General features: G+C 73.5%; 26 protein-coding genes. 14 read left to right on the top strand and 12 right to left on the bottom strand.

From position 1 onward, the window contains the following. Positions 1–74 precede the first annotated feature (74 nt). On the top strand, positions 75–452 hold the full coding sequence (locus ACZ6YG_RS35945) for a response regulator transcription factor (protein WP_148034913.1): 378 nt from the start codon (positions 75–77) through the stop codon (positions 450–452). Here ACZ6YG_RS35945 and ACZ6YG_RS35950 read toward each other — a convergent pair. Continuing rightward, entirely contained in the window at positions 442–3,177 is a 2,736-nt protein-coding gene (locus tag ACZ6YG_RS35950; protein WP_466020444.1) for a helix-turn-helix transcriptional regulator, read from the bottom strand. The two genes, ACZ6YG_RS35945 and ACZ6YG_RS35950, sit on opposite strands and share 11 nt — an antisense overlap. A gap of 100 nt (positions 3,178–3,277) precedes the next feature. Here ACZ6YG_RS35950 and ACZ6YG_RS35955 point away from each other — a divergent pair, with 100 nt between their 5' ends. Together ACZ6YG_RS35955 and ACZ6YG_RS35960 are read left to right on the top strand one after the other, a co-directional pair. Continuing rightward, the gene (locus ACZ6YG_RS35955; protein ID WP_148034121.1) at positions 3,278–3,895 is read left to right on the top strand and encodes a LysE family translocator; all 618 of its coding nucleotides are present in this window, start codon (positions 3,278–3,280) and stop codon (positions 3,893–3,895) included. A gap of 4 nt (positions 3,896–3,899) precedes the next feature. Beyond that, positions 3,900–4,442 (top strand): TetR/AcrR family transcriptional regulator, encoded by a 543-nt coding sequence (locus ACZ6YG_RS35960; protein WP_466020445.1) that lies wholly within the window; start codon positions 3,900–3,902, stop codon positions 4,440–4,442. Between the two features lie 35 nt (positions 4,443–4,477). Here ACZ6YG_RS35960 and ACZ6YG_RS35965 read toward each other — a convergent pair whose 3' ends face one another. From ACZ6YG_RS35965 to ACZ6YG_RS35990, 6 genes are read right to left on the bottom strand one after another with little or no spacing between them, the layout of a single operon-like run. Beyond that, positions 4,478–5,674, bottom strand: coding sequence for a hypothetical protein (locus tag ACZ6YG_RS35965; protein WP_466020446.1), 1,197 nt, complete (start codon positions 5,672–5,674; stop codon positions 4,478–4,480). Positions 5,675–5,686: 12 nt separating this feature from the next. Next, on the bottom strand, positions 5,687–6,067 hold the full coding sequence (locus ACZ6YG_RS35970) for a RidA family protein (RefSeq protein WP_148034124.1): 381 nt from the start codon (positions 6,065–6,067) through the stop codon (positions 5,687–5,689). Next, the gene (locus ACZ6YG_RS35975; protein WP_466020517.1) at positions 6,064–7,143 is read right to left on the bottom strand and encodes an alanine racemase; all 1,080 of its coding nucleotides are present in this window, start codon (positions 7,141–7,143) and stop codon (positions 6,064–6,066) included. Before ACZ6YG_RS35975 ends, ACZ6YG_RS35970 begins: the two co-directional genes overlap by 4 nt. A 36-nt stretch (positions 7,144–7,179) precedes the next feature. Continuing rightward, complete coding sequence (locus tag ACZ6YG_RS35980; RefSeq protein ID WP_261808823.1) at positions 7,180–8,715, bottom strand: N-acyl-D-amino-acid deacylase family protein; 1,536 nt, start codon at positions 8,713–8,715, stop codon at positions 7,180–7,182. Between the two features lie 11 nt (positions 8,716–8,726). Continuing rightward, complete coding sequence (locus ACZ6YG_RS35985; protein ID WP_466020447.1) at positions 8,727–12,677, bottom strand: DUF4153 domain-containing protein; 3,951 nt, start codon at positions 12,675–12,677, stop codon at positions 8,727–8,729. After that, on the bottom strand, positions 12,674–13,357 hold the full coding sequence (locus tag ACZ6YG_RS35990; protein WP_187281367.1) for a response regulator transcription factor: 684 nt from the start codon (positions 13,355–13,357) through the stop codon (positions 12,674–12,676). Before ACZ6YG_RS35990 ends, ACZ6YG_RS35985 begins: the two co-directional genes overlap by 4 nt. Positions 13,358–13,429: 72 nt before the next feature. Between ACZ6YG_RS35990 and ACZ6YG_RS35995 the strand changes: the two genes are divergently transcribed. The 3 genes from ACZ6YG_RS35995 to ACZ6YG_RS36005 all read left to right on the top strand — a co-directional run bounded on the left by ACZ6YG_RS35995 (position 13,430) and on the right by ACZ6YG_RS36005 (position 15,684). Beyond that, positions 13,430–14,272, top strand: a complete 843-nt coding sequence (locus tag ACZ6YG_RS35995; RefSeq protein ID WP_466020448.1) for an arylamine N-acetyltransferase family protein — start codon at positions 13,430–13,432, stop codon at positions 14,270–14,272. A gap of 46 nt (positions 14,273–14,318) precedes the next feature. After that, positions 14,319–15,398, top strand: coding sequence for a protein kinase domain-containing protein (locus ACZ6YG_RS36000; protein ID WP_466020449.1), 1,080 nt, complete (start codon positions 14,319–14,321; stop codon positions 15,396–15,398). 94 nt (positions 15,399–15,492) lie between these two features. Further along, positions 15,493–15,684: a hypothetical protein gene (locus ACZ6YG_RS36005; RefSeq protein WP_148034129.1), complete on the top strand. Its 192-nt coding sequence runs from the start codon at positions 15,493–15,495 to the stop codon at positions 15,682–15,684. 19 nt (positions 15,685–15,703) lie between these two features. Here ACZ6YG_RS36005 and ACZ6YG_RS36010 read toward each other — a convergent pair whose 3' ends face one another. Further along, positions 15,704–16,006 carry a DUF3817 domain-containing protein gene (locus tag ACZ6YG_RS36010; RefSeq protein ID WP_187281369.1) on the bottom strand — a complete coding sequence of 101 codons (303 nt, stop codon included), beginning with the start codon at positions 16,004–16,006 and terminating at the stop codon, positions 15,704–15,706. A 2-nt stretch (positions 16,007–16,008) separates the two neighbouring features. Next, complete coding sequence (locus ACZ6YG_RS36015; protein ID WP_466020450.1) at positions 16,009–16,791, bottom strand: SURF1 family protein; 783 nt, start codon at positions 16,789–16,791, stop codon at positions 16,009–16,011. Positions 16,792–16,895: 104 nt separating this feature from the next. Between ACZ6YG_RS36015 and ACZ6YG_RS36020 the strand changes: the two genes are divergently transcribed. After that, on the top strand, positions 16,896–17,072 hold the full coding sequence (locus tag ACZ6YG_RS36020; protein ID WP_187281371.1) for a hypothetical protein: 177 nt from the start codon (positions 16,896–16,898) through the stop codon (positions 17,070–17,072). Positions 17,073–17,140: 68 nt separating this feature from the next. On the opposite strand, the gene ggt is transcribed toward ACZ6YG_RS36020, so the two are convergent. Then, positions 17,141–18,877: a gamma-glutamyltransferase gene (gene ggt / locus ACZ6YG_RS36025; protein ID WP_466020451.1), complete on the bottom strand. Its 1,737-nt coding sequence runs from the start codon at positions 18,875–18,877 to the stop codon at positions 17,141–17,143. A 95-nt stretch (positions 18,878–18,972) separates the two neighbouring features. On the opposite strand from ggt, the gene ACZ6YG_RS36030 reads away from it, so the two are divergent. From ACZ6YG_RS36030 to ACZ6YG_RS36050, 5 genes are all read left to right on the top strand, one after another. Beyond that, positions 18,973–20,085, top strand: coding sequence for a sensor histidine kinase (locus tag ACZ6YG_RS36030; RefSeq protein ID WP_466020452.1), 1,113 nt, complete (start codon positions 18,973–18,975; stop codon positions 20,083–20,085). Further along, on the top strand, positions 20,082–20,729 hold the full coding sequence (locus ACZ6YG_RS36035) for a response regulator (protein WP_148034132.1): 648 nt from the start codon (positions 20,082–20,084) through the stop codon (positions 20,727–20,729). The genes ACZ6YG_RS36030 and ACZ6YG_RS36035 overlap by 4 nt, the downstream gene beginning before the upstream one ends. Positions 20,730–20,839: 110 nt before the next feature. Then, complete coding sequence (locus tag ACZ6YG_RS36040; RefSeq protein WP_466020518.1) at positions 20,840–21,037, top strand: helix-turn-helix domain-containing protein; 198 nt, start codon at positions 20,840–20,842, stop codon at positions 21,035–21,037. 8 nt (positions 21,038–21,045) lie between these two features. Continuing rightward, positions 21,046–21,519: a Clp protease N-terminal domain-containing protein gene (locus ACZ6YG_RS36045; protein ID WP_466020453.1), complete on the top strand. Its 474-nt coding sequence runs from the start codon at positions 21,046–21,048 to the stop codon at positions 21,517–21,519. Continuing rightward, positions 21,519–21,890, top strand: coding sequence for a VOC family protein (locus ACZ6YG_RS36050; protein WP_397198438.1), 372 nt, complete (start codon positions 21,519–21,521; stop codon positions 21,888–21,890). The genes ACZ6YG_RS36045 and ACZ6YG_RS36050 overlap by 1 nt, the downstream gene beginning before the upstream one ends. Before the next feature lie 4 nt (positions 21,891–21,894). Here the strand turns inward: ACZ6YG_RS36050 and ACZ6YG_RS36055 are convergent, their stop codons facing one another. Then, positions 21,895–22,518 (bottom strand): methyltransferase domain-containing protein, encoded by a 624-nt coding sequence (locus tag ACZ6YG_RS36055; protein ID WP_466020454.1) that lies wholly within the window; start codon positions 22,516–22,518, stop codon positions 21,895–21,897. Between the two features lie 135 nt (positions 22,519–22,653). Here ACZ6YG_RS36055 and ACZ6YG_RS36060 point away from each other — a divergent pair, with 135 nt between their 5' ends. Beyond that, complete coding sequence (locus ACZ6YG_RS36060) at positions 22,654–23,520, top strand: urease accessory protein UreH domain-containing protein (RefSeq protein WP_466020455.1); 867 nt, start codon at positions 22,654–22,656, stop codon at positions 23,518–23,520. Positions 23,521–23,573: 53 nt separating this feature from the next. Next, the gene (locus ACZ6YG_RS36065; protein WP_148034135.1) at positions 23,574–25,001 is read left to right on the top strand and encodes a tetratricopeptide repeat protein; all 1,428 of its coding nucleotides are present in this window, start codon (positions 23,574–23,576) and stop codon (positions 24,999–25,001) included. Here ACZ6YG_RS36065 and ald read toward each other — a convergent pair. Continuing rightward, positions 24,998–26,113 (bottom strand): alanine dehydrogenase, encoded by a 1,116-nt coding sequence (ald, locus tag ACZ6YG_RS36070; protein WP_466020456.1) that lies wholly within the window; start codon positions 26,111–26,113, stop codon positions 24,998–25,000. The genes ACZ6YG_RS36065 and ald overlap by 4 nt on opposite strands. Positions 26,114–26,153: the final 40 nt, after the last annotated feature.

Consider the following 26,153-nt stretch of genomic DNA (forward strand, 5'->3'; position numbering starts at 1 on the left):
CACCAGATAACCGTCCGCCAACACATCCACAGAAAACCCCACGTGACCGCCCCGCTACCGCTAGCTTGACCGCCGTGGGTGACGTTCTTGGCAAAGTTCTGGTCGTAGACGATGACGAGGTCATTCGTCAGCTCATCGCCGTCAATCTCAACCTTGAGGGGTTCGAGGTGGAGACGGCCACCGATGGGCAGGATTGCCTGGATCGGGTGCTGGAGGTGCGGCCGGATCTGATCACGCTCGACGTGATGATGCCGATGCTCGACGGGTGGACGACGGCGGCGCGGCTGCGGAACGACGAGGCGACGCGGCACATCAAGGTGGTGCTGATCACGGCCAGGGCGCAGGACGACGACAAGCGCCGGGGCAGGGAGATCGGGGTCGACGCCTATCTGACGAAGCCGTTCGATCCGGCCGAGCTGATCCAGGTGGTGCGGGACCTCGTCACGGGATGAGGCCGTCGCGGCGGGCGATGGCCGCGGCCTGGGTGCGGGTGGAGACGTCGAGTTTGGCGAGGATGTTGGAGACGTGGACGCTGACCGTCTTCTGCGCGATGAAAAGCCGGGCGGCGATCTCCTTGTTGGTCAGCCCTTCGGCGACGAGACCGAGCACCTCGTGCTCGCGGGCGGTGAGCAGGCCGTCCGTGCCCCCGCCGCCGAAGCGGGCGCGGCGGGCCAGGTCGGCGAGGGCGCGGCGCAGGGGCTCGGCGCGCAGGCGGGTGGCGGTCGCGTCGGCTCGGGACCATTCGGCCTCGGCGGCGTCGCGGTCGCCTGAGGCGAGGAGGGCTTCGGCGAGGCGCCAGCGGGCGCGGGCTTCCTCGTAAGGGAAGAAGGAGAAGGCGCCGGCGACCTGGCGCCACAGCTCGGGGTCGGGGCGGCCGTGGACGCGGTGCCATTCGGCCTCGGCGCGCAGCGCCCACGCCTGGCCCTCGGGGCCCATCTGGACGCGTTCGCCGACGATGCCGGACTCGACGGCGTGGCGGGCGGTGGCGAGGAGGTCGTCGGCGCCGTCGGTGGTGCCGAGCTCGGCGAGGGCCCAGAGGCCGACGGCGGCGATGCGGATGCTGGCGGCGTCGCCGGCGAGCAGGGCGTCGAGGGCGGCGCGTACGTGGTCGAGGGCGGCGGCCGGGTCGCCCTTCCAGAGGGCGTGCTCGGCGGCCAGGCCGCGGAACATGTAGGCGATGAACTGGTCGTGCCGGAACGGGCTCAGCCACTCCAGGCGGCTCTCCACGGCGGGGCTGCCTCGGCCGACCTCGATGAACAGGGCGAACGACGACAGCGTGGCCTCCGGGATGGTGCCGACGCGGGCGGCGAAGCCGGACGCGACCGCCTCGGCCTGGTCCCAGTCGCCGGAGGCGTAGTGGATGAGGAAGCGGAGGAAGCGCAGCTCGGTGCCGTAGGTGCTCCAGTTGAGGCCGGTCTCGTAGGCGAGGCGGATGCCGGCGTCGGCGACCTCGGCCGCCTCGGCCATGAGGCCCTGGTCGTAGTGGATGCGGGCGTGGTGGAAGCGGGCGCGCAGGTCCATCGCCAGGTCGCCGGTGCGCTCGGTGGTGACGAGCCGCACCAGGTCGTGGGCCTTGGTGAGGCCGTGGTGGAGCTCGGTGTAGATGGCGAGGATGATCTGGGCGCTCGTCTCTGCGTCCTTGGCGCCGGCGAGGCGGGCGGTGTCGAGGGCGCGGTGGGCGAGCTCTTCGACCTCGGCGTGGCGTGGGGTCCACAGGAGGGCGCGGGCGTGCGTGGCCAGGGCTCTGGCCAGCGCGACCTGGTCGGACGCGGTCGCGACCGCGTGTTCGGCGGCCACCACGGCGGCGTCGAGGTGGTCGATCTCGGCGAGGTAGTAGGCGAGCCGTTCGCTCACCTCGGAGGTCTGCGGCAGGGCGCGCAGGGCGGTGACGGCGCGGTGGTTGTCGCCGCTGTCGGCGGCGGCGACGGCGCTGCGGAGGGCGATCGTCTCGCGGGTCTCGCCGGCCAGCTCCTCGGCGCGGTCGACGCGATCCCACAGGCCGAGCGCGCGGTCGTAGTGGTTGTGGGCCTCGGCGGGGGCGCCGAGGCGCTCGGCCTGGCGGCCGGCTTCGGCGGAGGCGGCCAGCGCGCCGGCCAGGTCGTGGCCGGCGAGGTGGTGGTGGGCCAGCTCGGCGGGCGAGGTGAGCAGGCGGGCGAAGGCGGCGTGGAGCCGGGTGCGCTCGCCGGGCAGCAGGTCGTTGTAGACCGCCTCCTGCAGCAGGGCGTGGCGGAACGCGTAACCCTGGCCGTGGACGCGGAGCAGCCCGCGCGAGACGATCTCCCGCACCGCCTCCTCGAACTCCGGCAGCGGCAGCCCGGAGACCTCGCGCAGCAGCTCGTCCTCGACGCGGCGGCCGGCGACGGCGGCGGCGCGCAGCACCCGCTGGCCGGGCTCGGAGAGCACCTCGACCCGGGACATCAGCAAACTTGCCAGGCCGTCGGGCAGGTCGTCGCCCTCGGCCAGGGCGGCGAACAGCTCCTCGGCGTAGAACGGGTTGCCGTCGGCACGGCTGATGATCAGGCCGAGGTCGCGGGCGGCGACGGAGCCGAGCGTGGACACGTAGTCGGACATCTCGCCGGCGCCGAGCGGGCCCAGCTCGACGCTGGTGACGGTCGGCAGGCGCTTGAGCTCGGCCAGGACCGAGCGGAGCGGGTGGCGGCGGTGGATGTCGTCGGTGCGGTAGGTGCCGGCGACGCAGACCCGCTCGGTCTGCACCATGCGGCTGAGGAACACGAGCAGGTCGCGGGTGGACCGGTCGGCCCAGTGGAGGTCCTCGATCACGAACAGCACCGGCTGGACCTCGTTGAGCAGGCCGAGCAGCGAGCCGAACAGCCGCTGCTGGGTGAGGCCGGCCTGCGGGGCGGTCTCGGTGCCGGGCAGGAGCTGGCCGAGCAGCGGGTGGGCGGCGGCGGCCGCGGCCACCGCGGGCTCGGCGCCGCGCAGGGCGTCGGCCAGCGGAAGGTAGGGCAGCGTGTCGCCGAGCTCGGCGCACTGGCCGACGAGCACGCGGAAGCCGCGCTCGCGGGCCTCGGCCACCAGCTCGGTGGTGAGGCGGGTCTTGCCGATGCCGGCGTCGCCGCCGACGAGCGCGACCCCGGCGGTGCCGGCCGCGGCCGCTTCGAGCACGCGGACGAGCCGGGAAAGCTCGGTCGCTCGCCCGACGAGAGAACCGTTCACGCCGTCACTATGCCATGCGGGGCCGACAATCGATTGGCCCACCTCAAGCGGGGCGGATTGGCCCTTATATGGGGACCAAACGTGCTCGTACAGTCAGCGCATGGTCTCCCTCACGACGTTCCTGCTGTTCGCCACCGCTTCGCTCGCCCTGGTGCTGGTCCCGGGGCCCAACCACCTCTACATCACCGCCAGGGGGCTGGCCCAGGGCCGGTCGGCGGGGCTGGCGAGCGCGCTCGGGGTGGAGGCGGGCACGCTGGTGCACATCGCCGCGGCGGCGCTGGGGCTGTCGTACGTGATCTCGCAGTCGGCGACGCTGTTCGCGATCGTGAAGTGGGCAGGCGTCGCTTACCTCGTCTATCTGGCGATCAGGGCGTTCACCGCGAAGGACGACGAGACGACGCGGGAGCCGCCCCGGCAGCCGCTGCGGCAGGTGTTCCTGGAGGGCGTGCTGGTCAACGTGCTGAACCCCAAGGTGACGCTGTTCTTCCTGGCGTTCCTGCCGCAGTTCGTGGACCCGTCGGCGGGGTCGCCGGCGCTGCAGGTGGTGGTGCTCGGCCTCACGCTGCTGCTGCTCGGGCTGATCTCGGATGTCGTGTACGCGGTCGCGGCGGGCGCTCTGGGCGGCCGGCTCGCCCGCAGGGCCAGGACCTTGAGGTACGTGAGCGGTGTCGTCTATCTCGGTCTTGGCGTGGCCACCGCGTTCGCCGGGAGAAAATGATCGCATGGCGCCGAGGAAGCAGCAGGAGATCTTCGACGCGACGCTGCGTCTGGTGGCCGAGAAGGGCTACGCGGGGCTGACCGTCGAGGGCGTGGCGGAGCGGTCCGGGGTGAACAAGACGACGATCTACCGGTGGTGGCCGTCGAAGGCGGCGCTGCTGGGCGCGGCGCTGGTCGAGGCCGACCTGCTGGGGTTCACGGCGCCCGACACGGGAAGCCTGCGCGGCGATCTGGTCGCACTGGTGGAGGGGGTGGTGCGGCTCCTGTCGGAGCCGCCGGCCGCGGATGTCGCGGTGGCCGCGCTGGGCGCGGCGGTGGAGCATCCGGAGCTGGACGCGCGGCGGTTCTTCGCCGACCGGTTCGCCAGGGAACGCGAGATCTTCGAGCGTGCGGTACGGCGGGGCGAGCTGAAGGAGTCGGTCGACCCGATGCTCGTGGTCGACCTGCTGGCCGGGGCGGTGTGGGTCAGGTCGGTGTTCCGGGGGATACCCCTGCCTGACGGGTTCGCGCGGGACGCGGTCGCGGCGGTGCTGGACGGGGTCGGCTGAAGGCCGCGTACGACGGGAGCGTGCCGTACGTCAGGTCAGCGGATCTCCGAGAGGGCGGCCGGGATGCGGTCGAGCACCGGGTGCGGCATGAGGCCGTAGGCGTAGAAGTCGACCGCCGACGCGCCCGCCGCCTTGGCCGCGCGGGCCTTGGCGACCAGCCGGTCGGCGGAGTCGGTGTCGGGGTAGCCGGGCCGCAGCACCGCGCGCACCTCGCGGTCCTTGCCGACCGAGCGCAGGTAGGCGCCGACGTCGTCGGCCACCCTGGCGGCGTCGCGCGCGTACGCGAGCACGGCGAAGGCGGGCACCAGGTCGCCGAGCGCCACCAGGTCGACGCCGAGCTGCCAGGCGTCGTGGGCGGCCAGCCCGGGGGTGGGCAGCCCGTCGCGGTAGCCCTTGACGCCGCCGGTCGCGTCGGCGAACACCAGTCTCGACCCCTCGTCGCCGACGGCCGACGCCACTTCGGAGACGAGGGTGGTGACGGTCTCGGAGCGGGCGCGGGCGTAGGCGACGACGTCGGGTCCGGCGTACGCGGTGAGCGCGGCCCTGGTCACCTCGCCCTGCGCGGGCGGGTCGCCGTCGAGTACGCCGCCGAGGATCCTGGCGCACTCCTCGCGCGCCACCTCGGCGTCCACGCCCAGGTCGGCGGCGCGGCGCATGCAGTAGTCGCAGAAGCAGAGCCCGAACATGTAGGCGTCCATCGGCCCGAGCGGCACGAACGAGCGCTCCGCCCGCAGCGGCCTGAAGTGCAGCGACTCGGCCACCACGGAGTCGACGCCGAGCCTGGCCACCGCCCTGGCGAGGGCGACGGCGTACGCGCGCGCGTCAGGATGGGCGGGGCACAGGTCGGCGGGCGAGCCGCGGTCGCCGAAGCAGTCGCGCACAGTCACGTCGGGGTGCGCCTCGCCGAGCGTGGCGTTGCGCAGGAACACGGTCCAGCCGTGCAGCCGCAGGCCGCGCTCGCCGCACGCCTCGCGCAGCCCGTCGAAGGCGTCCTGGTGTCCGGCCGGCGGCCGCAGCCGCAGGCCGGAGAACAGGTCGCCGGGCGGGGGGAAGTGGGCCCCGTCGCGGCGCACGGTCAGCCGGGACAGCCCGTGCGGGGTGACGTCGCGGGCGGCGTGGTGGACGGCGCCGACCGTGACGCCGGCCGCGCCGTACCCGCTGATCCTGTCGAGCACCCGCTCGACGCCCTCGCCGCGCAGGTCCTCGACGAAGGCGAACACCGAACTGTCCACGACGGGCGTCCCTCAGGCGCTCTTGTGCGCGACGAAGTCGATCTCCACCAGGATGTCGAGCAGCTGCGACCCGACGGTGGTGCGTACGGGGTAGGGCTGGGTGAAGTAGGACTGGTAGACCTCGTTGTAGGCGGCGAAGTCGCGCTTGAGGTGCTGGAGGTGGACGGTCGCCTTGACGACGTCGTCGAAGCCGAGGCCGTGGGCGGCCAGGATGGCGCCGAGGTTGCGCATCACCTGGTGGGTCTGGGTGACGATGTCGTCGCCGGCGAGCTCGCCGGTCTGGGGGTCGAGCGGGCCCATGCCGGAGGTGTAGACGAAGTCGCCCACGACGAGCCCCTGCGAGTAGGCGCCGATGGGGGCGGCGCCCTCGGTCGTTCTCAGCTCTTTCTTCACGGCTGCTCCTGGAAACGGGTGGTGATGGTGCCGGCAACCCGGTAGTCGCCGTTGACCAGGGGCAGTTCGCGCCACTTGTCGAAGGCGGTGCACGGGTGGGAGATGCCGAACGCGAGCAGGTCGCCGGGCTTGAGCCCGTCGGCGCGCACGATCGTGTGCTGGTCCTGCATCTTGACGACGGTGACGCCGCCTCGCCTGGGCACGGGCAGCCCCTCGTCGTACGGGGCGTCGCGCTTGCCCATGCCCACCACCGCGAGGCCGGGTTCGGGGGTCGACAGGACGTGCGCCCACACCTCCAGTGCGGGGCGCAGCTCGCCGTCGATCCGGTTGTACGGGGTGCGCTCGCGGTAGTAGCCGTCGTCGTGGGTGACGTAGGCGCCGCTGCGCAGGATGACCCTGGCATGGGTGGCGACCAGGTGGCGGCCGATCACGTCGAACCACTGGCTGCCGCCGACGGTGAGGATGGGGGTGCGGAGGCGGAGGTGTTCGACGGCTTCCTGCAACAGATCCAGATATTTCCGGACTTCTTGCGCCGTGCCGAGCGATCCTTCGTACCCGGCGACCCCCACCAGCTCGACCCCGTCGGTCCGCTGGACGTGCGCGGCCAGCGTCAGCAGGTCGTCGAGCGTACGGCACCCCGCCCTGCCGCCCGGGTGGCCCAGCTCGGCCAGCACCTGGAACGGCCGCGAGCCGGCGGCGGCGGCCAGGAGGTCGGCTCCCGCCGGGGAGTCGACGAAGGACATCAGCGTGAACCCGGGGTCCGCGTCGAGCTCGGCGGCCGCCCAGCGCAGCCCCGCGGGGTCCACGACCTGGTTGGCCACCATGATCCGGCTGACCCCGAACCCGCGCACCGTCCGCGCCTGCGCGGGCGTGGCCACGGTCAGCCCCCACGCGCCCGCGTCGAGCTGGCGGGCGGAGATCTCGGGTGACATGTGGGTCTTGGCGTGCGGGGCGAGCTCCATGCCGTGGTCGCGGGCGAAGGCGGCCATGGTGGCGATGTTGTGGTGCAGCGCGTCGCGGTGCACGACCATCAGCGGGAAGCCCAGCTCCCCGCCGAACACCGAACGCCCCAGCATCTCCGGCACGCACTCCCCCTCTGCCCGGTTCTGACCTTATCCTGCGGATCTTGGCCGGAGGGCCCTGCCGGGAGTGGCCCCGGTCAGCTCGCCGTCCGCCAGCACCCGCTCCCCCGACACCAGCACGTCGCCGATCCCGGCGGCGAGCGTGCGCGGCGCCTCGTACGTGGCTCTGTCGGCGACGGTGCGCGGGTCCAGCACCACCACGTCGGCGGCGAACCCGGGACGCAGCAGCCCCCGGTCCGCCAGCCCGAACCGCCGCGCCGGGTGGGACGACAGGTGGACCACGGCCTGCTCCCACGTCCAGTCGCCGAGCTCGCGGACATGACGGCCGAGGAAGCGGGCGAACGCCCCGAAGCCGCGCGGGTGCGGATGGCCGCCCACGTAGATGCCGTCGGAGCCGCCGGTGTGCGACGGGTGGCGCAGCACGCGGCGCACCGACTCCTCCCCCGCCGGGCCCTCGTCGGGGCGGGCCGACACGCAGCCGGCCTCCAGGCGGGTCTCGACGAGCAGGCGGCGGCAGAACTCGGCCGGCTCCACCCCCGCGCGCTCCGCCGCGGCGACCATGGTCATGCCCTCGGACCATTCCAGGCCGGGCGCGTGCGAGACCGTCAGCCGCGGCCAGGTCCGCTCCAGCTCCGGCCACCAGGAGTCGAGCTCGCCGGAGCGGAGCATCTCCAGGGCCCTCTCGGTGTCGGCGGCGGGCACCTGGGGCGGCAGCGCCACCATGGCCAGGATCGTGCTGCTGCGCAGGTAGGGGTAGGTGTCGAAGGTGAGGTCGACGCTCCCGGCCTGCGCCCGGTCGAGCAGCGGCAGCAGCAGGTCGGCCGGGCCGTGCAGGTGGGAGACGTGCACGGCCGCGCCGGACCGGGTGGCGATCTCCACCACCTCACTGATGCCGGTCTCGGCCCTGGCGCCGTAGGCGCGCATGTGGGTGACGTACGGGAGACCGCCGAGCGGGCGGCAGAGCTCGGCCAGCTCGTCGGCGCCCGCGTAACGTCCCGGTAGGTACTCCAGGCCGCTCGACAGCCCCACGGCGCCCTCGGACAGGCCGCGCTCGACCGCCGCCAGCATGAGCGCCAGGTCGTCGCGGGAGGCGTGGGCGGGCGAGGCGCCCATCACGTCGTAGCGGATCGTGCCGTGCGGCAGCAGGTAGGCGGTGTTCAGCGCGACCGCGCGGTCGTAGCCGCCGAGCAGCTCGGCCACGGTCAGCGGGCCCTCGCCGAGCGGGCCGTTCACGGCCGCGAAGTAGCGGGACGCGTACGCCACGGTCTCGGCCGAGCCGGGCGCGAACGACAGCCCGTCCTGGCCGAGCACGAACGTGGTCACGCCCTGCCGGAGCGCCGCGAGCTGCACCGACCGGTCGAACACCACCGCGTCGCCGTGCACGTGGCAGTCGACGAACCCAGGAGCCACCAGCCGCCCGGCCGCGTCGATCTCGGCGGCCGCCCCGGCGCCGTCGAGCCGGCCGACCGCCGTGACCCGGTCACCGGTGATCCCCACGTCCGCCCGGTACGGGGGAGCCCCGGTGCCGTCGAGCACCCGCCCGCCGCTGATGACTACGTCGAACATCACCCCAAGATTCAACCACCAGGAGCCTGTACGAAACACGACCCGTCAGAACGCGTCAGCGTCGGGTCCGAGAGATCCTTGCCGATGATCGGGCGTTCGGCGAGGAGGGCGCGGGCCGCGGTCCTGTCCAGGTTCCAGCCGTTCCACGAGTCGGGCCGGTCCAGCCCGTTCGCCGCCACGACGTCGGCCAGCACGCAGCTGCGCAGCGGCTCCGGCAGCCGGTCCAGCGCCGGGACCGCCTCGGCCCCGAGGTCGCCGAGGTAGTCCGAGTCCAGCTTCTGCACGCCGCGCACCGCCACCTGGGACTCCGCCACCCGCAGGTCCGGGTTCACCACCGCGAAGGCGCCCAGGGCCAGCCCGGTCACCAGGACGATGGTGCGCGGCAGCCACCCCGAGCCGCGCCCGGCGAGCCGCCCCGCCCCGGCCAGCAGCACCAGCGCGAACAGCGCGCCCAGCCAGTAGACCGTCGCCTCCACCGACAGCCGCAGCCGGGACAGCCCGTACGCGTCGGTGTAGAGGTCCATCCGGTGCAGCGCGGAGAACAGCACCACCATGGTCAGCCCGCAGAGCACGCCGAGCTGCCCGGCGAGCACCCACCGCTCCCGCCGCTCGGTCTTGATCACGCCGGCGGCCACCGCGACGATGCCCAGCACGGCCAGGCTGACCACGACGAGCTGGAAGAAGCCCTGCCTGGCGTACTCGGCGTAGGTGAGGCCCGCCGTCTTCAGCACCCACGCGTCGCCGCCGAACAGCGCGGTGATCTGCACCGCGACGAACGCCGCGAACAGCAGGTTGACCGCGGTGAGCGGCACCAGCCAGATGGACCTGCTCACCGGCATCTTGATGTCCGGGCCCACCGGGTCGGCGACCGGCCGGAGCGCCACCAGCACCACCGCCGCCAGCAGCGCCGCGAACACGGCGAACAGCACGATCCGCGCCGGCAGCGACTCCGCCCAGTCGGGCGTGGTGGTCAGCCGCTCCACGTAGGAGGCGAACACCGGGTCGGCCGAGGAGAACAGGAGCCCGAACACCACCAGCAGCACCGCCGTGATGCCGAGCCCGGTCAGCGTCGGCAGGATCCGCCGCCTGGCCGCCAGGCCCTTCAGCGGCGCGGCCAGGAACCAGGGCAGCGGGCCGAACGCGAGCAGGATGGAGGCGCCTCCCCTGATGACGCCCAGCCATCCGAGCCCCGCACCCGACACGGCCAGCGCCGCCAGCCCCGCCCCCGCCAGGAGCAGGATCGTCACCAGCCAGTCGGCGTCCCTGACGGCCGCCATCGCGATCAGCCAGTACGAGGTGAGTCCGAACGCGATCGTCCACGGCGTCATCCGCCGTACGACGGCCGGGAGCGCGGCGGCCCCGAGCACCACGCACACCAGCACGATCCCCAGCCCGATCTGGGCATCGGGCAGCGCGATCGCCGCGAACACCCCCGCCCCTCCGGCCGTGGGCAACAGCCACCGAGGCGTCTCGGGCAGCTCCGGCCGCGGGAAAAGCGGCGGCGGCGTATAAACCGGCGGCGGCCCGTACGCACCGCCTGATCCCAGTCCGTACTGACCCGCCGATCCCGATCCGTGCTGCCCTACAGACGCCGCCCCGTACTGTCCTACGGACCTCGCCCCATGCTGTCCTGCGGATCCCGACCCGAGCTGCCCTGCAGCTCCTGTGTCGCGCTGTCCAGCGGACGCCGGCCCGCCTGGTGGCACCTGTCCGCTTGAACTGACCGGGCCGTGCCCCTGCACACCCGCACCGGCTGCCGCGTACGTCTGCCCGCCCGTACCCGCTTGCGCACGCCTGCCCGGCCCGGCCTCCCCGCCCGGACCAGCCGATCCGTACGCCTGCGCGACCGGCCCGTACGTCGCGACCAGGTGAGCGTGCTCGGCGGCGCGGCGGGCCGCGTTGGCGCCCAGCGACGCTCCGATGGCCCCGAACAACGCGGTGACGCACACGAGCGTGACCACCGCGGCCGAGTCCCCGAAGATCACGCTCGCGAAAGCGGCGGCGAGCAGCCCGGCCACGAACCCCACGGCCAGCCCGACGATCCCCCCAGCCGCGATCTTGACCAGCCCCTTGATCGGCGAGTCATCCCCCGGCACCGGCGGCACGCCCCCCACCACCCCGGAGCCACCCCGCCCCGCCGAAGGAAGCCCCGGATCCCCACCGACACCCACCACGTCACCCCGCCCGGCCCCCACCCGCACGGCCGCCGCAGAACCCACACCCGAAGGGTCGCCCCCAGCACCCTCGAGCGCGGAACCGGCGCGTAGAGCATCCCCTCCCGGCACGGAGCCGACCCGCCCGGACGACGCGTGCGCGAGACCAGACCCGGCACCCGGCGCGCTGACCCGTCCAGAGTCACCCAGCGCGGATCCCGCCCGCGCGGAATCGGACCCCCCGGAACTAGGCAGCACCGAGTCCGCCTGCCCGGCATCCGCCGCAGGCGCATCAACGCCCCCCGAACTCGCCGCCAGAGCGCCAGCCAACCCGGGCGCGTGTGTGAGATCTGACCCGGCACGCGACGCGTCAGACCATCCGGAGCCACCCAGCGCGGAGCCCGCCCCAGCAGGGCCGGGCCGCCCGGAACTCGCCGAGTCCTCCTGCCCGGCCTCCACCGCGAGCGCATCAACGCCCCCCGAACGCGCCGCCATGGGGCCGACCGACCCGGACGCGTGCGCGAGACCGGACCCGGCACGCGACGCGTCAGACCGCCCCGAGCCGACGTACTCCGAACCGGCCCGCGTGGGCGGCGCGGGGTCGGCATCCGAAGCCTCGGCACGTCCAGCGGTCGTGAGCGTGGAGTCGACGCGCAGGGCATCGACGCCGTCGGACCTCGCAGGCACGGCCCGAGCCGACACAGCGCCGGCCGGTTCGGAGTTGGCGGTGGCTGGATCTGTCGAGGTGGAGGCGGATGCCGTGATGGGGGAAGGCGCGGGATCTTGGGAACGTGGCGGGCGGGCCTCTCCGGGCGCCATCGCAGTCCTCCCTGGTAGGTCGACGAGCATGCGGCATCCCGCGCAGTCGTCGATGCGGATCGAACCGCCGTGCAGTTCGACGATCTCCTTGACGATGGCCAGGCCCAGCCCGGCGCCCCCGCCGTCGGCGGTGCGCCCCGCGTCGAGTCTGGAGAAGCGTTCGAAGACGCGCGCCCTGGCCGGCGCCGGGATGCCCGGCCCCCGGTCGGCGACGGAGAGACACACACCGGCCCCGGAAGGCGAGGCGGTCACGGTGACCGTGCCGTCCGGCGGGCTGTGCCGTACCGCGTTGTCGAGCAGGTTGGCCAGGACCTGCGCCAGCAGGTCGGGGTCGGCGAGGACCACGAGCCCGGCGGGGACCGAGGTGGCGAGCCGGACGTCCTCGCGCGCCAGCGCCGCCTCCAGGACGGCCTGCTCCACCAGGGGCCGGAGCTCGACCGCCTCCGGTTCGATGAGCCGCGCGCCGGAGTCGAGCCGGGACAGGTCGAGGAGCTGGGCGACCAGCCGGCCGAGCCGTTCCGTCTGGGCGAGCGCGGTGCGCATGGTGACGGGGTCGGGCGCGGACACGCCGTCCACGACGTTCTCCAGGACGGCGCGCAGGCCGGTGATGGGCGTGCGCAGCTCGTGGCTGACGTTGGCGACCAGCTCGCGGCGCTGCCGGTCGACCTCGCCGAGGTCGGCGGCCATCGCGTTGAAGGCCCGCGCCAGCTCGCCCACCTCGTCGCGCGAGGTGGCCTGGACGCGCAGCGAGTAGCGGCCCTTGGCGATGGTCTGGGCGGCCCTGGCCATCTCGCGCAGCGGCCTGGTCATGCCCATGGCGAGCAGTTGCACCATGATGAGGGCGAGCGCCACGGCCACGCCGATGCGCACCTCGCGCGAGAGCCCCGAGTTGATGCCGACCTCGTTCACCACGAACGCGGTGGCGACGGCCAGCACGATGACGATGCCGAGCTTGACCTTGATCCGGCCCAGGAAGTCGAGCGGTCTCATGGCCGCACCAGCGCGTAGCCGACGCCGTGCACGGTGCGGACCACGTCGGAGCCGAGCTTGCGGCGCAGCGCCCGCACATGGCTGTCGACCGTCCGGGTGGCGGCCGCCTCGGAGAACCCCCACACGTCCGACAGCAGCCGTTCCCGCTCGAACACCTGGCCCGGCCGCTCGGCGAGGCGGCGCAGCAGGTCGAACTCGGTGCGGGTGAGCTGGGCCTCGGCGCCGCGGACGAAGACCCGGCGGGCGGCGGTGTCGATGCGCACCTCCCCCACCTTGATCACGGTGTCCTCGGCGGCGAGCTGTCCGGCCCGCTCCACCCGGCGCAGCAGCGCGTGGATCCTGGCCACCAGCTCGCGCATGCTGAACGGCTTGGCCAGGTAGTCGTCGGCGCCCACGCCCAGCCCGACCAGCACGTCGGTCTCCTCGCCGAGCGCGGTCAGCATGAGGACGGGCACCGGCCGGGCGGCCTGCATCCTGCGGCACACCTCCAGCCCGTCGAGCCCGGGCAGCAGCCGGTCCAGGATCACCAGGTCGGGCTCGGCCCGGTCGAACTCGGCGAGCCCGGTCTGCCCGTCGGCGGCCGTCCTGACCTGGAACCCCTCGGCGGCCAGCCGGTCGCGTACGGCCAGCGCGATCGTCTGGTCGTCTTCCACCACGAGAATGCGTCGCCGCTGCGTCACAATCGAGAGCCTAGAAGCGGGGTGTGCAGACGGCACTCCCCAATTCGTGCACATCCGGTGCAGACTTGGGCAGTGGACATCCCTGGATACTTGCGCCGTCTCGGCCTGCCCGGACTGGAGCACGCCGCGCCCTCCGCCGCCGCCCTGCGCGCCCTGCACACCGCGCACGTGGAACGGGTCGCGTACGAGGTGCTGGAGATCTGGCTGGGCAGGCCCACGACGGTGGATCCGCTGGAGTCGGCGGGCCGGATCCTCGGCGGCCGGGGCGGCTACTGCTACCACCTGAACGGCGCGTTCTCCGAGCTGCTGGCGAAGCTCGGCTACGCGGTGACGCGGCACGTGGGCGGGGCGCAGGGCCGGGGCGAGGAGCCGGGGATCACCGGCAACCACCTGGTGCTGACCGTGTCAGGGCTGCCGGACGAGACCAACCCGGGTGGCGCGTGGCTGGCGGACGTGGGGCTGGGCGACGGGCTGCACGAGCCGCTCCCGCTGGTCGCCGGCGTCTACCGTCAGGGCCCGCACGAGTACGGGTTGCGCCCGTCGGACATGGCGCCCGGCGGGTGGCGGCTGGACCACGACCCGAGCGGCTCGTTCATCCGCATGGACTTCGGCATGGAACCGGCCAAGATGGCGGACTTCGCGGCCAAGCACGAGCACCTGACCACGTCGCCGGAGTCGGGGTTCGTGCGCGTCGCGGTGGTGCAGCGGCGGGACGCGCGGGGAATCGACAGCCTGCGCGGGCTGGTGCTGTCGCGGCTCGGCGTGGGGGCCGACAGGGTGACGCTGGACAGCGCCCGCGACTACTTCGCCGCGCTGGCCGACGTCTTCTCCCTGCCGCTGGACGACGTGAGCGGCAGGGAGAAGGAGAAGCTGTGGGGCAGGTTGCACGCCGCGCATGAGGCGTGGCTTGCCTGACGGGGTACACAGCTCGTCGGGAGGCGTATCGCTGGTGCACGTGGCCATGGGAGACACCGGGAAGCTCGCGGGGCGCTATCGGCTGCTGAACCCCCTGGGCGGGGGTGAGCTGTTGCTGGCCTTCGACGAGGTGGAGCACCGTGACGTGGTGGTGCGGCGGCTGCGCGCCCCCGCGGGGAGCCTGGACACGGCGGTGCGGGAGGCGCGCCGGACGGTGGGGTTCGTGCATCCGGCGATAGCGCCGCTGCTCGACGTGCCGGTGGAGGGCGGCGAGCCGTGGCTGGTGACGGCGTTCGCGGAGGGCTCGTCGCTGGAGCAGACGGTGCGCGGGCGAGGGCCGCTGCCGGTGCGGCAGGCGGCCCGGGTGGGCGTGTACGTGCTGTCGGCGCTGACGGCGGCGCACGCGGCCGGGATCGTGCACGGGCGGGTGCAGCCGGGCAACGTGCTGCTGTCGCCGACCGGGCGGGCGTTGCTGACCGGGTTCGGGCTGCCCGCGATGGGGATGCGGCCGGGCGCCGATCTGTGGTCGCTGGCCGCCACGCTGCACTTCGCGGTCGAGGGCAGGCCGCCCGGCCAGGCGCCGGCCGAGGCCTCGGACCCGCTGCGGGCGCTGATCAGGGCGATGCTCACGCCGGCCATGCCGCCGGTGGACGCGCTGGAGTGGACGCTGCGGCGGCTCGCGTCGGACCGCTCCCTGGAGCAGGTGGTCGCGGCCGACGGGCCGCTGCCGCCCGCGCGGGTGGCGGCCGTGGGGCTGGCGGTGCTCGACCGGCTCGCCGCGTGGCACGGGCGCGGCGAGCACCACGGCGGGGTGCAGCCGGGCAGCGTGCTGATCGACGCCGAGGGCCGGGCCGCGCTGATCCCGCCGCCGGTGCCGGCGCCGCCGCCCGCCTACCTGCCGCCGGAGGGCGTGCCGGGCCCGGCGGGCGACCTGTGGGCGCTCGGGGCCACGTTGTTCCTGGCCGTGGAGGGCAGGCCGCCCGCTCCCGGCGCGTCGCTGATGCGCGCGGGGCCGCTGGCGCCGTATCTGGTCGGATTGCTATCAGGGCCGCCGGCCGGGCGGCCCACACCGGAGGCGCTGCGGCGGCAGTTGCTCGACGTAGTGGCCCGTTGCGATATATCGTGATCGGGGAACCCCGGCGGTGGGCTCGCTCGTTGTCCGCACGACGCAGAATGTGGGAGAGGCGGGGCGTGCGCTCCGCGTTCGGAGGATGTTGAGTATGTCGCCAATCCAGAAGTACGCCATCGGTGCCGGCGTGGCAGTCCTGTTCTCGTGGATCTTCCTTCCGGGCTGGCTGACCCTGCTCGTCGTCCTCGGCGTGGTCGCCGCCCCGGTGGTCGGCTACTTCATGCTCGACCCGTCGCAGCGCGAGCGGCTCAAGAGGGCCCGCCGGCGCGGCATCGGCCGCTGAGGCGATCCGGCGGGGGCCCTCAGGCCTCCGCCGCCGTCGCCACCCGCTGGGTGACCCGGCGCTCGACGTAGAACGACAGGAACGGCACGGTGCCGCCGAGCATGACGCCCAGCATGTAGGGCCACGCCCAGCGGGCCTTCATGCCCAGGTTCATCACCGCGACCAGGTAGAGCATGTAGAGGCCGCCGTGGATGGGCGAGATCACCTTCGACGGGCCGGGGATGTCGAAGCCGTAGCGCAGCACCATGCCGCCGCAGAGCACGAGCAGCATGACGCCGACGATGTAGGCGAGCACCCGGAAGGGCTTGAGAGCCGATTCCACCGTTAACCTTCCAGAACCATCTCGGGGGACTCTTCACGGTCCCGATCCGCTCGTACGGCGTCGCGTACGAAGTGGAACCACATGAACACGGCGAACCCCGCGAAGATCCACCAGTTGGCGGCGTAGGCGAGGTTGCGCCAGGTGACCTCGCCGCCGGCCATCGGCGGCGGCGAGACGACCTGGGTGAGCGCCCCGGAGGGCGGCTCGGCCACGACGTAGCCGTTGCGCACCTGCTCGCCCTGCCACAGGTTGACCAGCTCGCCGGTCGCCACCGTCTGCACCTGGCCGGGGGGCAGCCCTTCCTGCCTGCGCTGGACGGTGTCGCTGCCCTGCTGCGGGCGCAGTCTGCCCGGCACGCTCATCCGGCCCGCCGGCACGGCCGTGGCCGCGGGGTCGGCGGCGTCGGCCACCCAGCCGCGCACCACCGGCATCAGCGTGCCGTCGTCGAGCCTGATCGGGGTCAGCACCCAGTAGCCGTGGTCGCGCGAGACCTTGCCGCCGGGCGCGTCGACGTCGGGCCGCCGGTCGGCGACCAGGAGCTGGCGGCCCGCCTCGTAGACGCCTTCGACGGTGACCTTGCGGGCGACGGAGGTGCCCTGCATCTGCGCGCCGAGGGGGGCCAGCTCCGTGACGGGAACCGGGGCGGGGTCGGTGGTCACCACCGGCTTCCCCGAGTCCTCGAACACGCCGAGCTGCCAGCGGCCCAGCATGATGAACGCGATCACGACCCCGATCGTGAGCAGGTGCAGCCCAAGCAGGCGCGGCGAGAGCAGGGTCTTGAGCATGGATTAAAAGTATCCGCCCACGTGACCGGTCTCGTAATCAGCCCGCCGCAGGGAAGGCGATAAAACGCGCAAATGCGGCAGGCGATCACGCTAGGCTGCTGGCCATGTCTGACCAGCATATCGATCCCGCGGGCAACACCCAGCAGTTCCGCGCGTTCGCGCAGCGGTCCGAGCAGGAGTCTGCCGCCTCCGCTGCCAAGAAGTCGCCGGTTCTGCCGATCATCGCGGTGGTCGTCGTCGTCGCCGTCATCGGTGTGGCGGCGTTCCTCCTGCTGCGGTAGACCTCCCTTCACCTGACGGGGGGGCTCACCCGCCACGGACCGTGGCGGGTTTTCGTCATGCCCGCGGCTCAGCGGCGCTGGTGGACCACCAGGGCGCTGCCGCCGCCGCGCCTGGACGGCTCGGCGACCGCCTGGACGCGGTCCCCGCGGAGGAACTCCAGCGCGGTGGCCGCGCCGATCTCCGGGTTCAGCACCAGGTCGTGCCCCCTGGCCTCCAGCTCCTGCTCGTAGCGGTCGAGGAAGCCCTGCTCGGCCTGCGTCTGCGCGGTGTTGCGCTGCGTCGCCCTGGGCGCGGCCAGCGCCTCGGGCAGCGACATGCCGAACTCGTACCGGTTGACCAGGATCTGCAGCACGGTCGTGATGATCGTGGAACCGCCCGGAGAGCCGAGCGCCATCACCGGCCTGCCGTGGTCGAACACCAGCGTCGGCGCCATCGACGAGCGCGGCCGCTTGCCGGGGGCGGGCAGGTTCGGGTCCCCCGGCGCCGGGCCGAAGGTGAAGTCGGTCAGCTCGTTGTTGAGCAGGAAGCCGCGGCCCGGCACCACGATGCCGTTGCCGCCGGTGGACTCGATCGTCAGGTTGTACGCGACCACGTTGCCCCACCGGTCGGCCACCACCAGATGCGTGGTCTCCGGGCCTTCGGCCGTGGTCTCCGCGGCGGTGCCCCGCGGCGCCGGGCAGGTCTCGTACGAGCCGTCGGGGCTGCCGGGAGCGGCCGGGTGCGCGATGGCGCGGTCGCCGACCAGGCAGGCGCGTTCCTTGGCGAAGCCGTCGGACAGCAGCTCCTTCAGCGGCACGCCAGGCACGTCGCCGACGTAGGCGTTGCGGTCGGCGAAGGCCAGCCTGGACGCCTCCAGATACTCGTGCACCCCGGTCCCGGGCAGCGCGTCCAGGATGTTGAGCGCCTCCCCCACGGTCGAGCCGCCCGACGACGGCGGCGCCATGCCGTACACCGTCAGGCCCTTGTAGCCGGACCTGGTCGGATCGCGCAGCAGCGCGCGGTAGTCGCGCAGGTCGCGCAGCTCCATCAGGCCGGGCCTGACGTTCCTGGTGGCTCCGGGGGCGATCGGCGGGCGTTTGACCGTGGCCACGACCTCCTTGCCGAGCTCTCCCCCGTACAGCCAGCCGGTGCCGCGCCGGCCCAGCTCGCGGTAGGTGGCGGCCAGCTCGGGGTTCCTGAAGACGGAGCCGACGGGCGGCGGCGCGCCGTTCGGCAGGTAGAGCTTCGCCGTGGAGGTGAAGTCCTTGAAGCGGGCGGCGTTCTGCGCGGTCTGGTCGTGGAACGTCTGGTCGACCACGAATCCCTTGGACGCGACCGTGACGGCCGGCTGGAGCGCCTGCTTCAGCGACATCGTGCCGAACCGGCGTAAGGCCAGGTCCCACTGCGCGACCGCGCCAGGCACGCCGGCCGACAGGCCGCTGGTGACCGCCTCCTCGAAGGGGATGCCCTCCAGTGAGGTGGCTGTCATGGCCCGGGGCGCGGCCTCGCGGCCGTCGATGGTGTGCACCTTCCGGCGCTGGGCGTCGTAGTAGACGATGAAGCCGCCGCCGGCCAGACCGGCGGAGTAGGGCTCGGTGACGCCCAGCACCGCGCCTGCGGCCACGGCGGCGTCGATGGCGTTGCCGCCTCTCTTGAGCACGTCGACGGCCGCCTTGGAGGCGTCGAGGTCGACGGTCGCGACCGCGCCTCCGTACCCCTCGGCGACCGGGACCTTCTGCGGTTGGTGATGTGGTCCGGCCAACGCCGGGGCGGCGGGGGCCAGGGTGACGAGGACTGCTGCTGCGGGAACGATCACGTGGCGCATGGACTCCACGATGACCTAGGTACGCCCCGGGCGGTAGGGCCCCCTGCGACACCCGGGGGATGCGCCGGCCGACACCCGGGCCTAGCGTGGTGGTCGTGCGCAAGAAGTCAGTGCTGGACCCGTACAACGCGCTGGTGGTGGCGGCCGCCCAGCTCGTGCTCTCGTACGGCGCGTACTGGGGGCAGCGCGACTTCCGCGAGCCGCTGGACTGGCTGGCGGTCGCGCTGCTGCTGGTGGGGCCGGTGGGCGTGCTGCTCCGGCGGCGCTATCCGGTCGGGACCGCCGTCGTCGCGCTCGCGGCCACCTACGCCTACACCTGGTCCGGATACCCGTACGGGCCCGTCTACCTGTCGCCGATCATCCTGCTGTTCTCCCTCGTCACTCTGGGGCAGCGGGTCAAGGCATGGGTGATGGCCGGGGTGACCATCGTGGTCTTCATCACCTACGGCTACATCCGGTCGGGCGAGCCGACGGGGCTCTTCCACGACCTGGCGGTGACCGCGTTCGTCCTGCTCCTCATGGTGGTGGCGGAGCTGACCAGGATCGTCAGGGAGCGGCGCGCCCAGCAGCAGCGGGCGGCCGAGGAGGAGAACAGGCGGCAGGCCAGCGAGGAGCGGCTGACCATGGCGCAGGAGCTGCACGACGTGCTGGCGCACAACATCTCGCTCATCCACGTGCAGGCCTCGACCGCGCTGCACCTCATCGACGACAACCCCCAGCAGGCCCGGACCGCGCTGGCCACGATCAAGACCGCCTCCAAGGAGGTGCTCGGCGAGATGCGCTCGGTGCTGAACGTGCTGCGCGACGGCGCGCCCCGCTCCCCCACCGCCGGGCTGGACCGCCTCGACGAGCTGCTCGAGCGCTCCGGCCTGGACGTGACGCTGGAACGCGCCGGCTCGCGCGCGCTGCCGCCGCAGGTCGAGCGGGCCGCCTACCGGATCGTCCAGGAGTCGCTCACCAACGCCGCCAGGCACGCCCCCGGCGCGGCGGTGACGGTCCTCCTCGCGTACGGAGCCCGCGAGCTGGTCATCGAGGTCACCGACGGCGGCTCCACCACACCCCCCGTGCTGGCCGGAGAGGGCAGCGGCAACGGCATCCCCGGCATGCGCGAGCGGGCCGTCGCGCTGGGCGGGACGCTGGCGGCCGGTCCATCAGGCCGCGGCTTCCGGGTCTCGGCCCGCCTGCCCCTTCCCGAGGAGAAAGCATGATCAAGGTGTTGCTCGCCGACGACCAGGCGCTGGTGCGGGCGGGCTTCAAGGCCCTGCTCGACGCCCAGCCGGACATGGGCGTGGTCGCCGAGGCGGCCGACGGCGCGGAGGCCATCCGGCTGGCCCGCGAGCACGGGCCCGACGTGGTGCTCATGGACATCCGCATGCCGGGCATGGACGGGCTCACCGCCACCCGGCAGATGCCGGAGGGGCCGCACATCATCATCCTGACCACGTTCGAGCTGGACGAGTACGTCTTCGAGGCGTTGCGCGGCGGAGCCAGCGGGTTCCTGGTCAAGGACACCGAGCCGGCCGAGCTCATCCAGGCGGTGCGGGTGGTCGCGGCCGGCGAGGCGCTCCTGTCGCCGAGCGTGACCCGCCGCCTGATCGCCGAGTACGCGTCGCGCGCCAAGGAACCGCTGGCCGCCGAGAACCTGGACCAGCTCACCGACCGCGAGCGCGAGGTGCTCACCCTGGTCGGCGGCGGCATGACCAACGACGAGATCGCGGCGAAGCTGTTCATGTCCCCGGCCACGGCCAAGACGCATGTGAGCCGGGCGATGATGAAGCTGCACGCCCGGGATCGGGCGCAGCTGGTGGTGATCGCGTACGAGTCGGGCCTGGTGAAACCGGGCTGGCTGTGACCCGGTCGCGCTCCTCGAACCAGTCGCGGATCAGCGGCACCAGGCCGGACAGGTTTTCGTCAGGCTAGGTTGACAGCCGTGGAATGTCAGCCTAGCCTGACAGCGTGGACATGGGAGAACTCTCTGAGCGCATCAGGTCCAATGACCCCGCCGTAGGGCTGAGGGCCGTCGGCGCCCTGCACCGGCTGGCCGAGCAGGTCGAGGCCGTCTCCGTGGTGCTCGCCCGCGAGCAGGGCTGGACGTGGGAGCAGATCGGCGACGCGCTCGGCATGTCACGCCAGTCGGTGCACGCCAAGTACGGGAAGTGAGGCCAGGCATGTTCGGCATAGAGAAGAGCCCGTTCGCGGTGGCCGTCAAGGCCGCCATGGAAGAGGCCAGGCGGCGCGGCGACCGGCGGATGGGCACCGAGCACCTGCTGCTCGGCGTGCTGCGCGACCCGTCGGGGCCGCCGGCCGGCGCGCTCGGGGTCCGCGCGGAGGCGGCCAGGACCGCGCTGGACGAGCTGGACCGGGCGGCGCTGCGGGCCATCGGCGTCGACCCCGGTTCGGTGGCGGACGCCAGGCCGCGCAGGCACCCGTCGCTGCCGGGCACCGCGCTGACGTCGAGCGCCCGCGCCGTCATCAACCAGGCCGTCAAGGCCACGTCCCGCAAGACCAGGGACCGCACCGGGCCGAGCGCCCTCCTGCTCGCCCTCCTCGACCAGCGCCACCCGGACCCGGTGGCGGAGCTGATCGACCACCTCGGCGTCGACCGCGCCGCCGTCCGCTCCCGCCTGGAGCAGGCCGCCTGATGGCCGGACTGCGTGACGTGGTGGTCGACTGCGCGCACCCCGCCTCCCTCGCCCGGTTCTGGGCCGCCGCACTCGACGGCTACGAGGTGGCTCCGTACGACGACGCCGAGCTGGCCAGGCTGCGCGCCCAGGGGATCGACGACCCCGAGGACGACCCCACGGTCCTGGTGGAGGGCGGGCCTCCGCGGCTGTGGTTCCAGCGGGTCCCGGAGCACAAGGCGGGCAAGAACCGCCTCCATCTCGACCTTCAGGCCGAGGACCGGGAGGCCGAGGTCGGAAGGCTCGCCGGGCTCGGGGCGACCGTGCTGGACCGGCGCGAGGAGTGGACGGTGCTGGCCGACCCCGAGGGCAACGAGTTCTGCGTCTTCTGAACCCTCACGGCCCGAAGGTGAACATGCGCTCGCCCGGCGGCAAGGGTTCGGGGCTCCCCGTGAAGCGGTGCGCGCCCACGCCGAACCCCGCCTCCGGGTCCGACAGCCAGGAGAGCTCGAAGCCGCGCTCGCCGAACCATTCGCAGATCAGCGGCACCAGGTCGGGCGGGGTGCGGTGCCGGGTCCAGATGACGGTGCCGCCGGTGGCGCAGAGCCGCGCGCAGTAGCCGACGGTGCGCCGGACGTCCTCGTCGGTGATGTTGCCGAACAGCCCGCAGGCGAGCACCAGATCGGCGGGCGCCATGCCCTCGTAGCAGTCGGTGCGGGCGGCGTCGGCCGTCACCACCTCGACCTGGTCCAGGCCCGCCGCCGCGGCCGCCCGCCGGGCGATCGCGGCGTTGCCCGGGTCCAGCTCCACCAGGCGCGCCCGTACGTCGGCACGGCGGGGATGACCGGCCAGCACGCCGAGGACGTCACGGCCCTGGCCGGCGCACAGGCTGATCGCCTTCACCGGGCCGGGGACGCAGGCGTCCAGCGCCGCCCCGACCCGCTCCTGGACGGCCCGCAGCCGCCGCGCCAGCCACGAACCAGGGAGGTCGTACGCGTCGTGCCAGGTCTGCCAGTCCATGACGCACATCCTCGGGCGTACGGGACGGCGAACGGAAGCAAAGGAGGTAAACGGCACGGAGGGTGAAAGAACTGTCACTGGCCGCGTCCGGGCCAGGGCCGTTACGTTCGGAGGAGACCTTCGGCGGAGGGGACGATGATGCAGGCGGCGGCCCTGTTCGGCAGTGGTCTCGTCGCCGGTCTGGTGGCGGGGACCGCGTCGTGCACGGCCGTGCAGGGCGGCCTGCTCGTCGGGCTGACCGGGGAGCGCGACCGGGTGGTGCTGGGGTGGTTCCTAACGGGCCGGCTGCTGTCCTACACGGCGGCGGGCGCGCTGCTCGGGCTCGCGGGCTCGGCGGTGAAGCCGCCGCCGCAGGCGCGGGCGGTGCTTCTGGTGGCGGCGGGCCTCATGGTGATCGCGTTCGCGGTCAGGCTCTACCGCCGCCCCGGTTGCCGGCCGCCGCGCCGCGCGTTCGGCGGGCTGGGCCCGCCGCTGCTCGGAGCCGCCACGATCCTGGTGCCGTGCGGGGTGACGATCGGCATGGAGCTGGTCGCGATCACCAGCGGCTCGGCGCTGTCGGGGGCCGCCGTGATGGCCGGGTTCGTCCTCGGCACCGCGCCCGCGCTGGCGCTGCTGGGCTGGCTGCTGCGGCGCGTCACCCGTACGAGACTGGCGAGGGCGGCGGCGGTGCTGGCCGTCGCGGCGGGGCTGTGGACGGTCGGCACGGGCGTCAACCTCGGGGGCTGGCTGCCCGCCACCGCGACCACGACCGGCACGCGGAGCCCTGTCGTGACCATCTGGGCGCTGCGCGACGGCTACCGTCCGGCGGCGGTGGAGGCGCCCGCCGGGGTGCCGGTCGAGGTGGTGTTCAAGCTGGTCGACCGGGGCTGCACGGAGACCGTGGCGTTCGCCGGGCGGGACCTGGCGCTGCCCGCGACCGTGCGGCTGCCGCCACAGCCGCCGGGCACGCTCCGCTACGCCTGCGGCATGGGCATGTTCACCGGGATAATCAAGTTCTCCTGAGGCGCTCGGCGATTACGGTTCGCAATCGGGCGATCACATGCCACCCTTCTGGCATGCTCTGGCAAGGTGATGCGACGAGGCCGGCCGTCCCGGCGCCGCGCGTGGGTGACGAGGCGGAGCTGCTGATGGCCGCGCAGCGGGGCGACGCCCAGGCCGCGCACCGGCTCGGCAGGCTCTACGCCCAGCGCGGCGACCGCGGCGCGGCCCGCCACTGGTGGGAGTCCGCGGCCGGGGCCGGGAACGTCGACAGCGCCTACAACCTGGGCCTGTGGCACGAGAAGCACGGCACGCTCGACGAGGCGCTCGGCTGGTACGAACGCGCGGCGGCGGCGGGTGACGCCGAGGCGGCGGTCAACCTGGCGACGCTGCTGCAGGAGCAGCGCGGCGACCCCGGCAGGGCCAGGATCTGGTTCGAGCGCGCGGCTCAGGCGGGCAGCCGGACGGCGGCGCGCAGGCTGGCGCTGATCTGCGAAGACACCGGCGAGCTCGTGGCGGCGCGTGACTGGCACCGGCAGGCGGCGGCGGGCGGCGACGCCGCGTCCGCGCACGACCTGGGTTTCCTGGCCTACTCGGCGGGCGAGGACGCCGAGACCGTGCGCTGGTGGGAGACCGCCTGCCGGGCCGGTCATGCCGGCGCGGCCTACTGCCTGGGCCTGCTCCTGCAGGCCGGGCGCGACCCGGAGGGCGCCGAGGCCTACTACCGGCTGGCCGCCAAGAGCGAGCATCCCGGCGCGGCGGTCCAGCTCGGCGCCATCGCGCTGTCGCGCCGCGACCTGCGCACCGCCAGGGGCTGGTACGAGCAGGCGGCGTACGCGGGGCGGCTGGAGGGCCAGCGGATGGCCGGGTTCGTCTGCGTGGAGCTGGGCGACGCGAAGGGCGCCAGCCACTGGTTCGGCAGGGGCGCGGCGGCCGGAGACCCGGAGTCGGCGTTCAACTTCGGGCTGCTGCTGATCGCCGAGTTCGGCGACCTGAAGGGCGGTCGCCACTGGTTCCGGCAGGCGGCGCTGGCCGGCCACCACCGGGCGGCGCTGGAGCTGGCCGGGCTGCTGTCGGCGGCGGGCCGGGGCGCCGAGGCCGAGGAGTGGCTGACCGACCCGCCGCCGCCCGTCTGGGACCGGACGGCCGAGCCGGAGCTGGCCGCCAGGGCCGAGCTGGCGGCGCTGGCGACCGATCGCCGTGGCGGCGTGGCCCTTGAGGTGGCGGAGCTGAACGAGATCCTCGGCACCTGGGACCTGGTGACGAGGCCGCTGCTCGACCACGGCGAGGTGATCGCCTGGCTGGTGGCGCGGAGCGGGCTGCACGCGAGCGCGGTCGAGCACCTCGCGTCGGTGCGCGGCACGCTGCTGCGCCCGGGCAGCGCCCCGTGGCCCAGCCCGGTGGAGGTCGCCCACGTGCTGTCGACGGCGCGCGAGCTGCGCGGCAGGCTCGGGCTGTCCGGCGCCGCCCGTGACGGCGCCGACGCCCGCATGCCCGGGTTCTAGGCCGCCAGGACGTCGGCGACTTTGGTGTGCGGCAGGTGCAGGGCCTGGGCGACGGGCTCGTTGGTGAGGGCGCCGTCGTGGGTGTTGAGGCCGCCCGCGAGGCCCGCGTCCTCCCTGAGCGCGTCCTTCCAGCCCAGGTCGGCCAGCTTGAGCGCGTACGGGAGCGTAGCGTTGGTGAGCGCGTAGGTCGAGGTGTTGGGCACCGAGCCCGGCATGTTGGCCACGCAGTAGAAGACCGAGCCGTGCACCCGGTAGGTGGGCTCGGCGTGCGTCGTCGGCCGCGAGTCGGCGAAGCAGCCGCCCTGGTCGATGGCGATGTCGACGAGCACCGAGCCCGGCTTCATGCGGGCGACCAGCTCGTTGGTGACCAGCGTCGGGGCCTTCGCGCCGGGGATGAGCACCGCGCCGATGACCAGGTCGGCGGCCAGGACCTCCCGCTCGATCGCGTACGCGGTCGACACCAGCGTCTTGAGCCTGCCCTGGTAGACGGCGTCGATGAAGCGCAGCCGGTCGACGTTGGTGTCGAGCACGGTGACGTCCGCGCCCATGCCGACGGCGATCTGCGCGGCGTTCAGCCCGGAGACGCCGCCGCCGATGACGACGATCTTCGCGGGGGCCACGCCCGGCACGCCGCCGGGCAGCACGCCGCGGCCGCCGTTGAACCGCATCAGGTTGTACGCGCCCACCTGCGGCGCCAGCCTGCCCGCCACCTCCGACATGGGCGCTAGCAGCGGCAGCGCCCCGTTGACCTGCACGGTCTCGTACGCGATGGCGGTGGTGCGGGCGGCCAGCAGCGCGTCGGTGCACGGCCGTGAGGCGGCCAGGTGCAGGTAGGTGAAGATCACCAGGCCCTCGCGCAGCCGGTGGTACTCCTCGGCGATCGGCTCCTTGACCTTGAGCACCAGGTCGGCCTCGGCCCACACCTGGTCGGCGCTGTCGCGGATCTTCGCTCCGGCGGCGAGATACTCCTCGTCGGTGATGTGCGAGCCCTCGCCCGCGCCGCGCTGGACGGTCACGTCGTGGCCGCGCTCGACCAGCTCGTGCACCCCGGCCGGGGTGGCGGCGACGCGGTATTCGTGGTTCTTGACCTCGGCAGGTACGCCGATCTTCATGGGCTGTCTGTCCTTTCGGAGAAAAAAATATCCGGTACGG

This window comes from Nonomuraea sp. NPDC054003 (assembly GCF_055585125.1).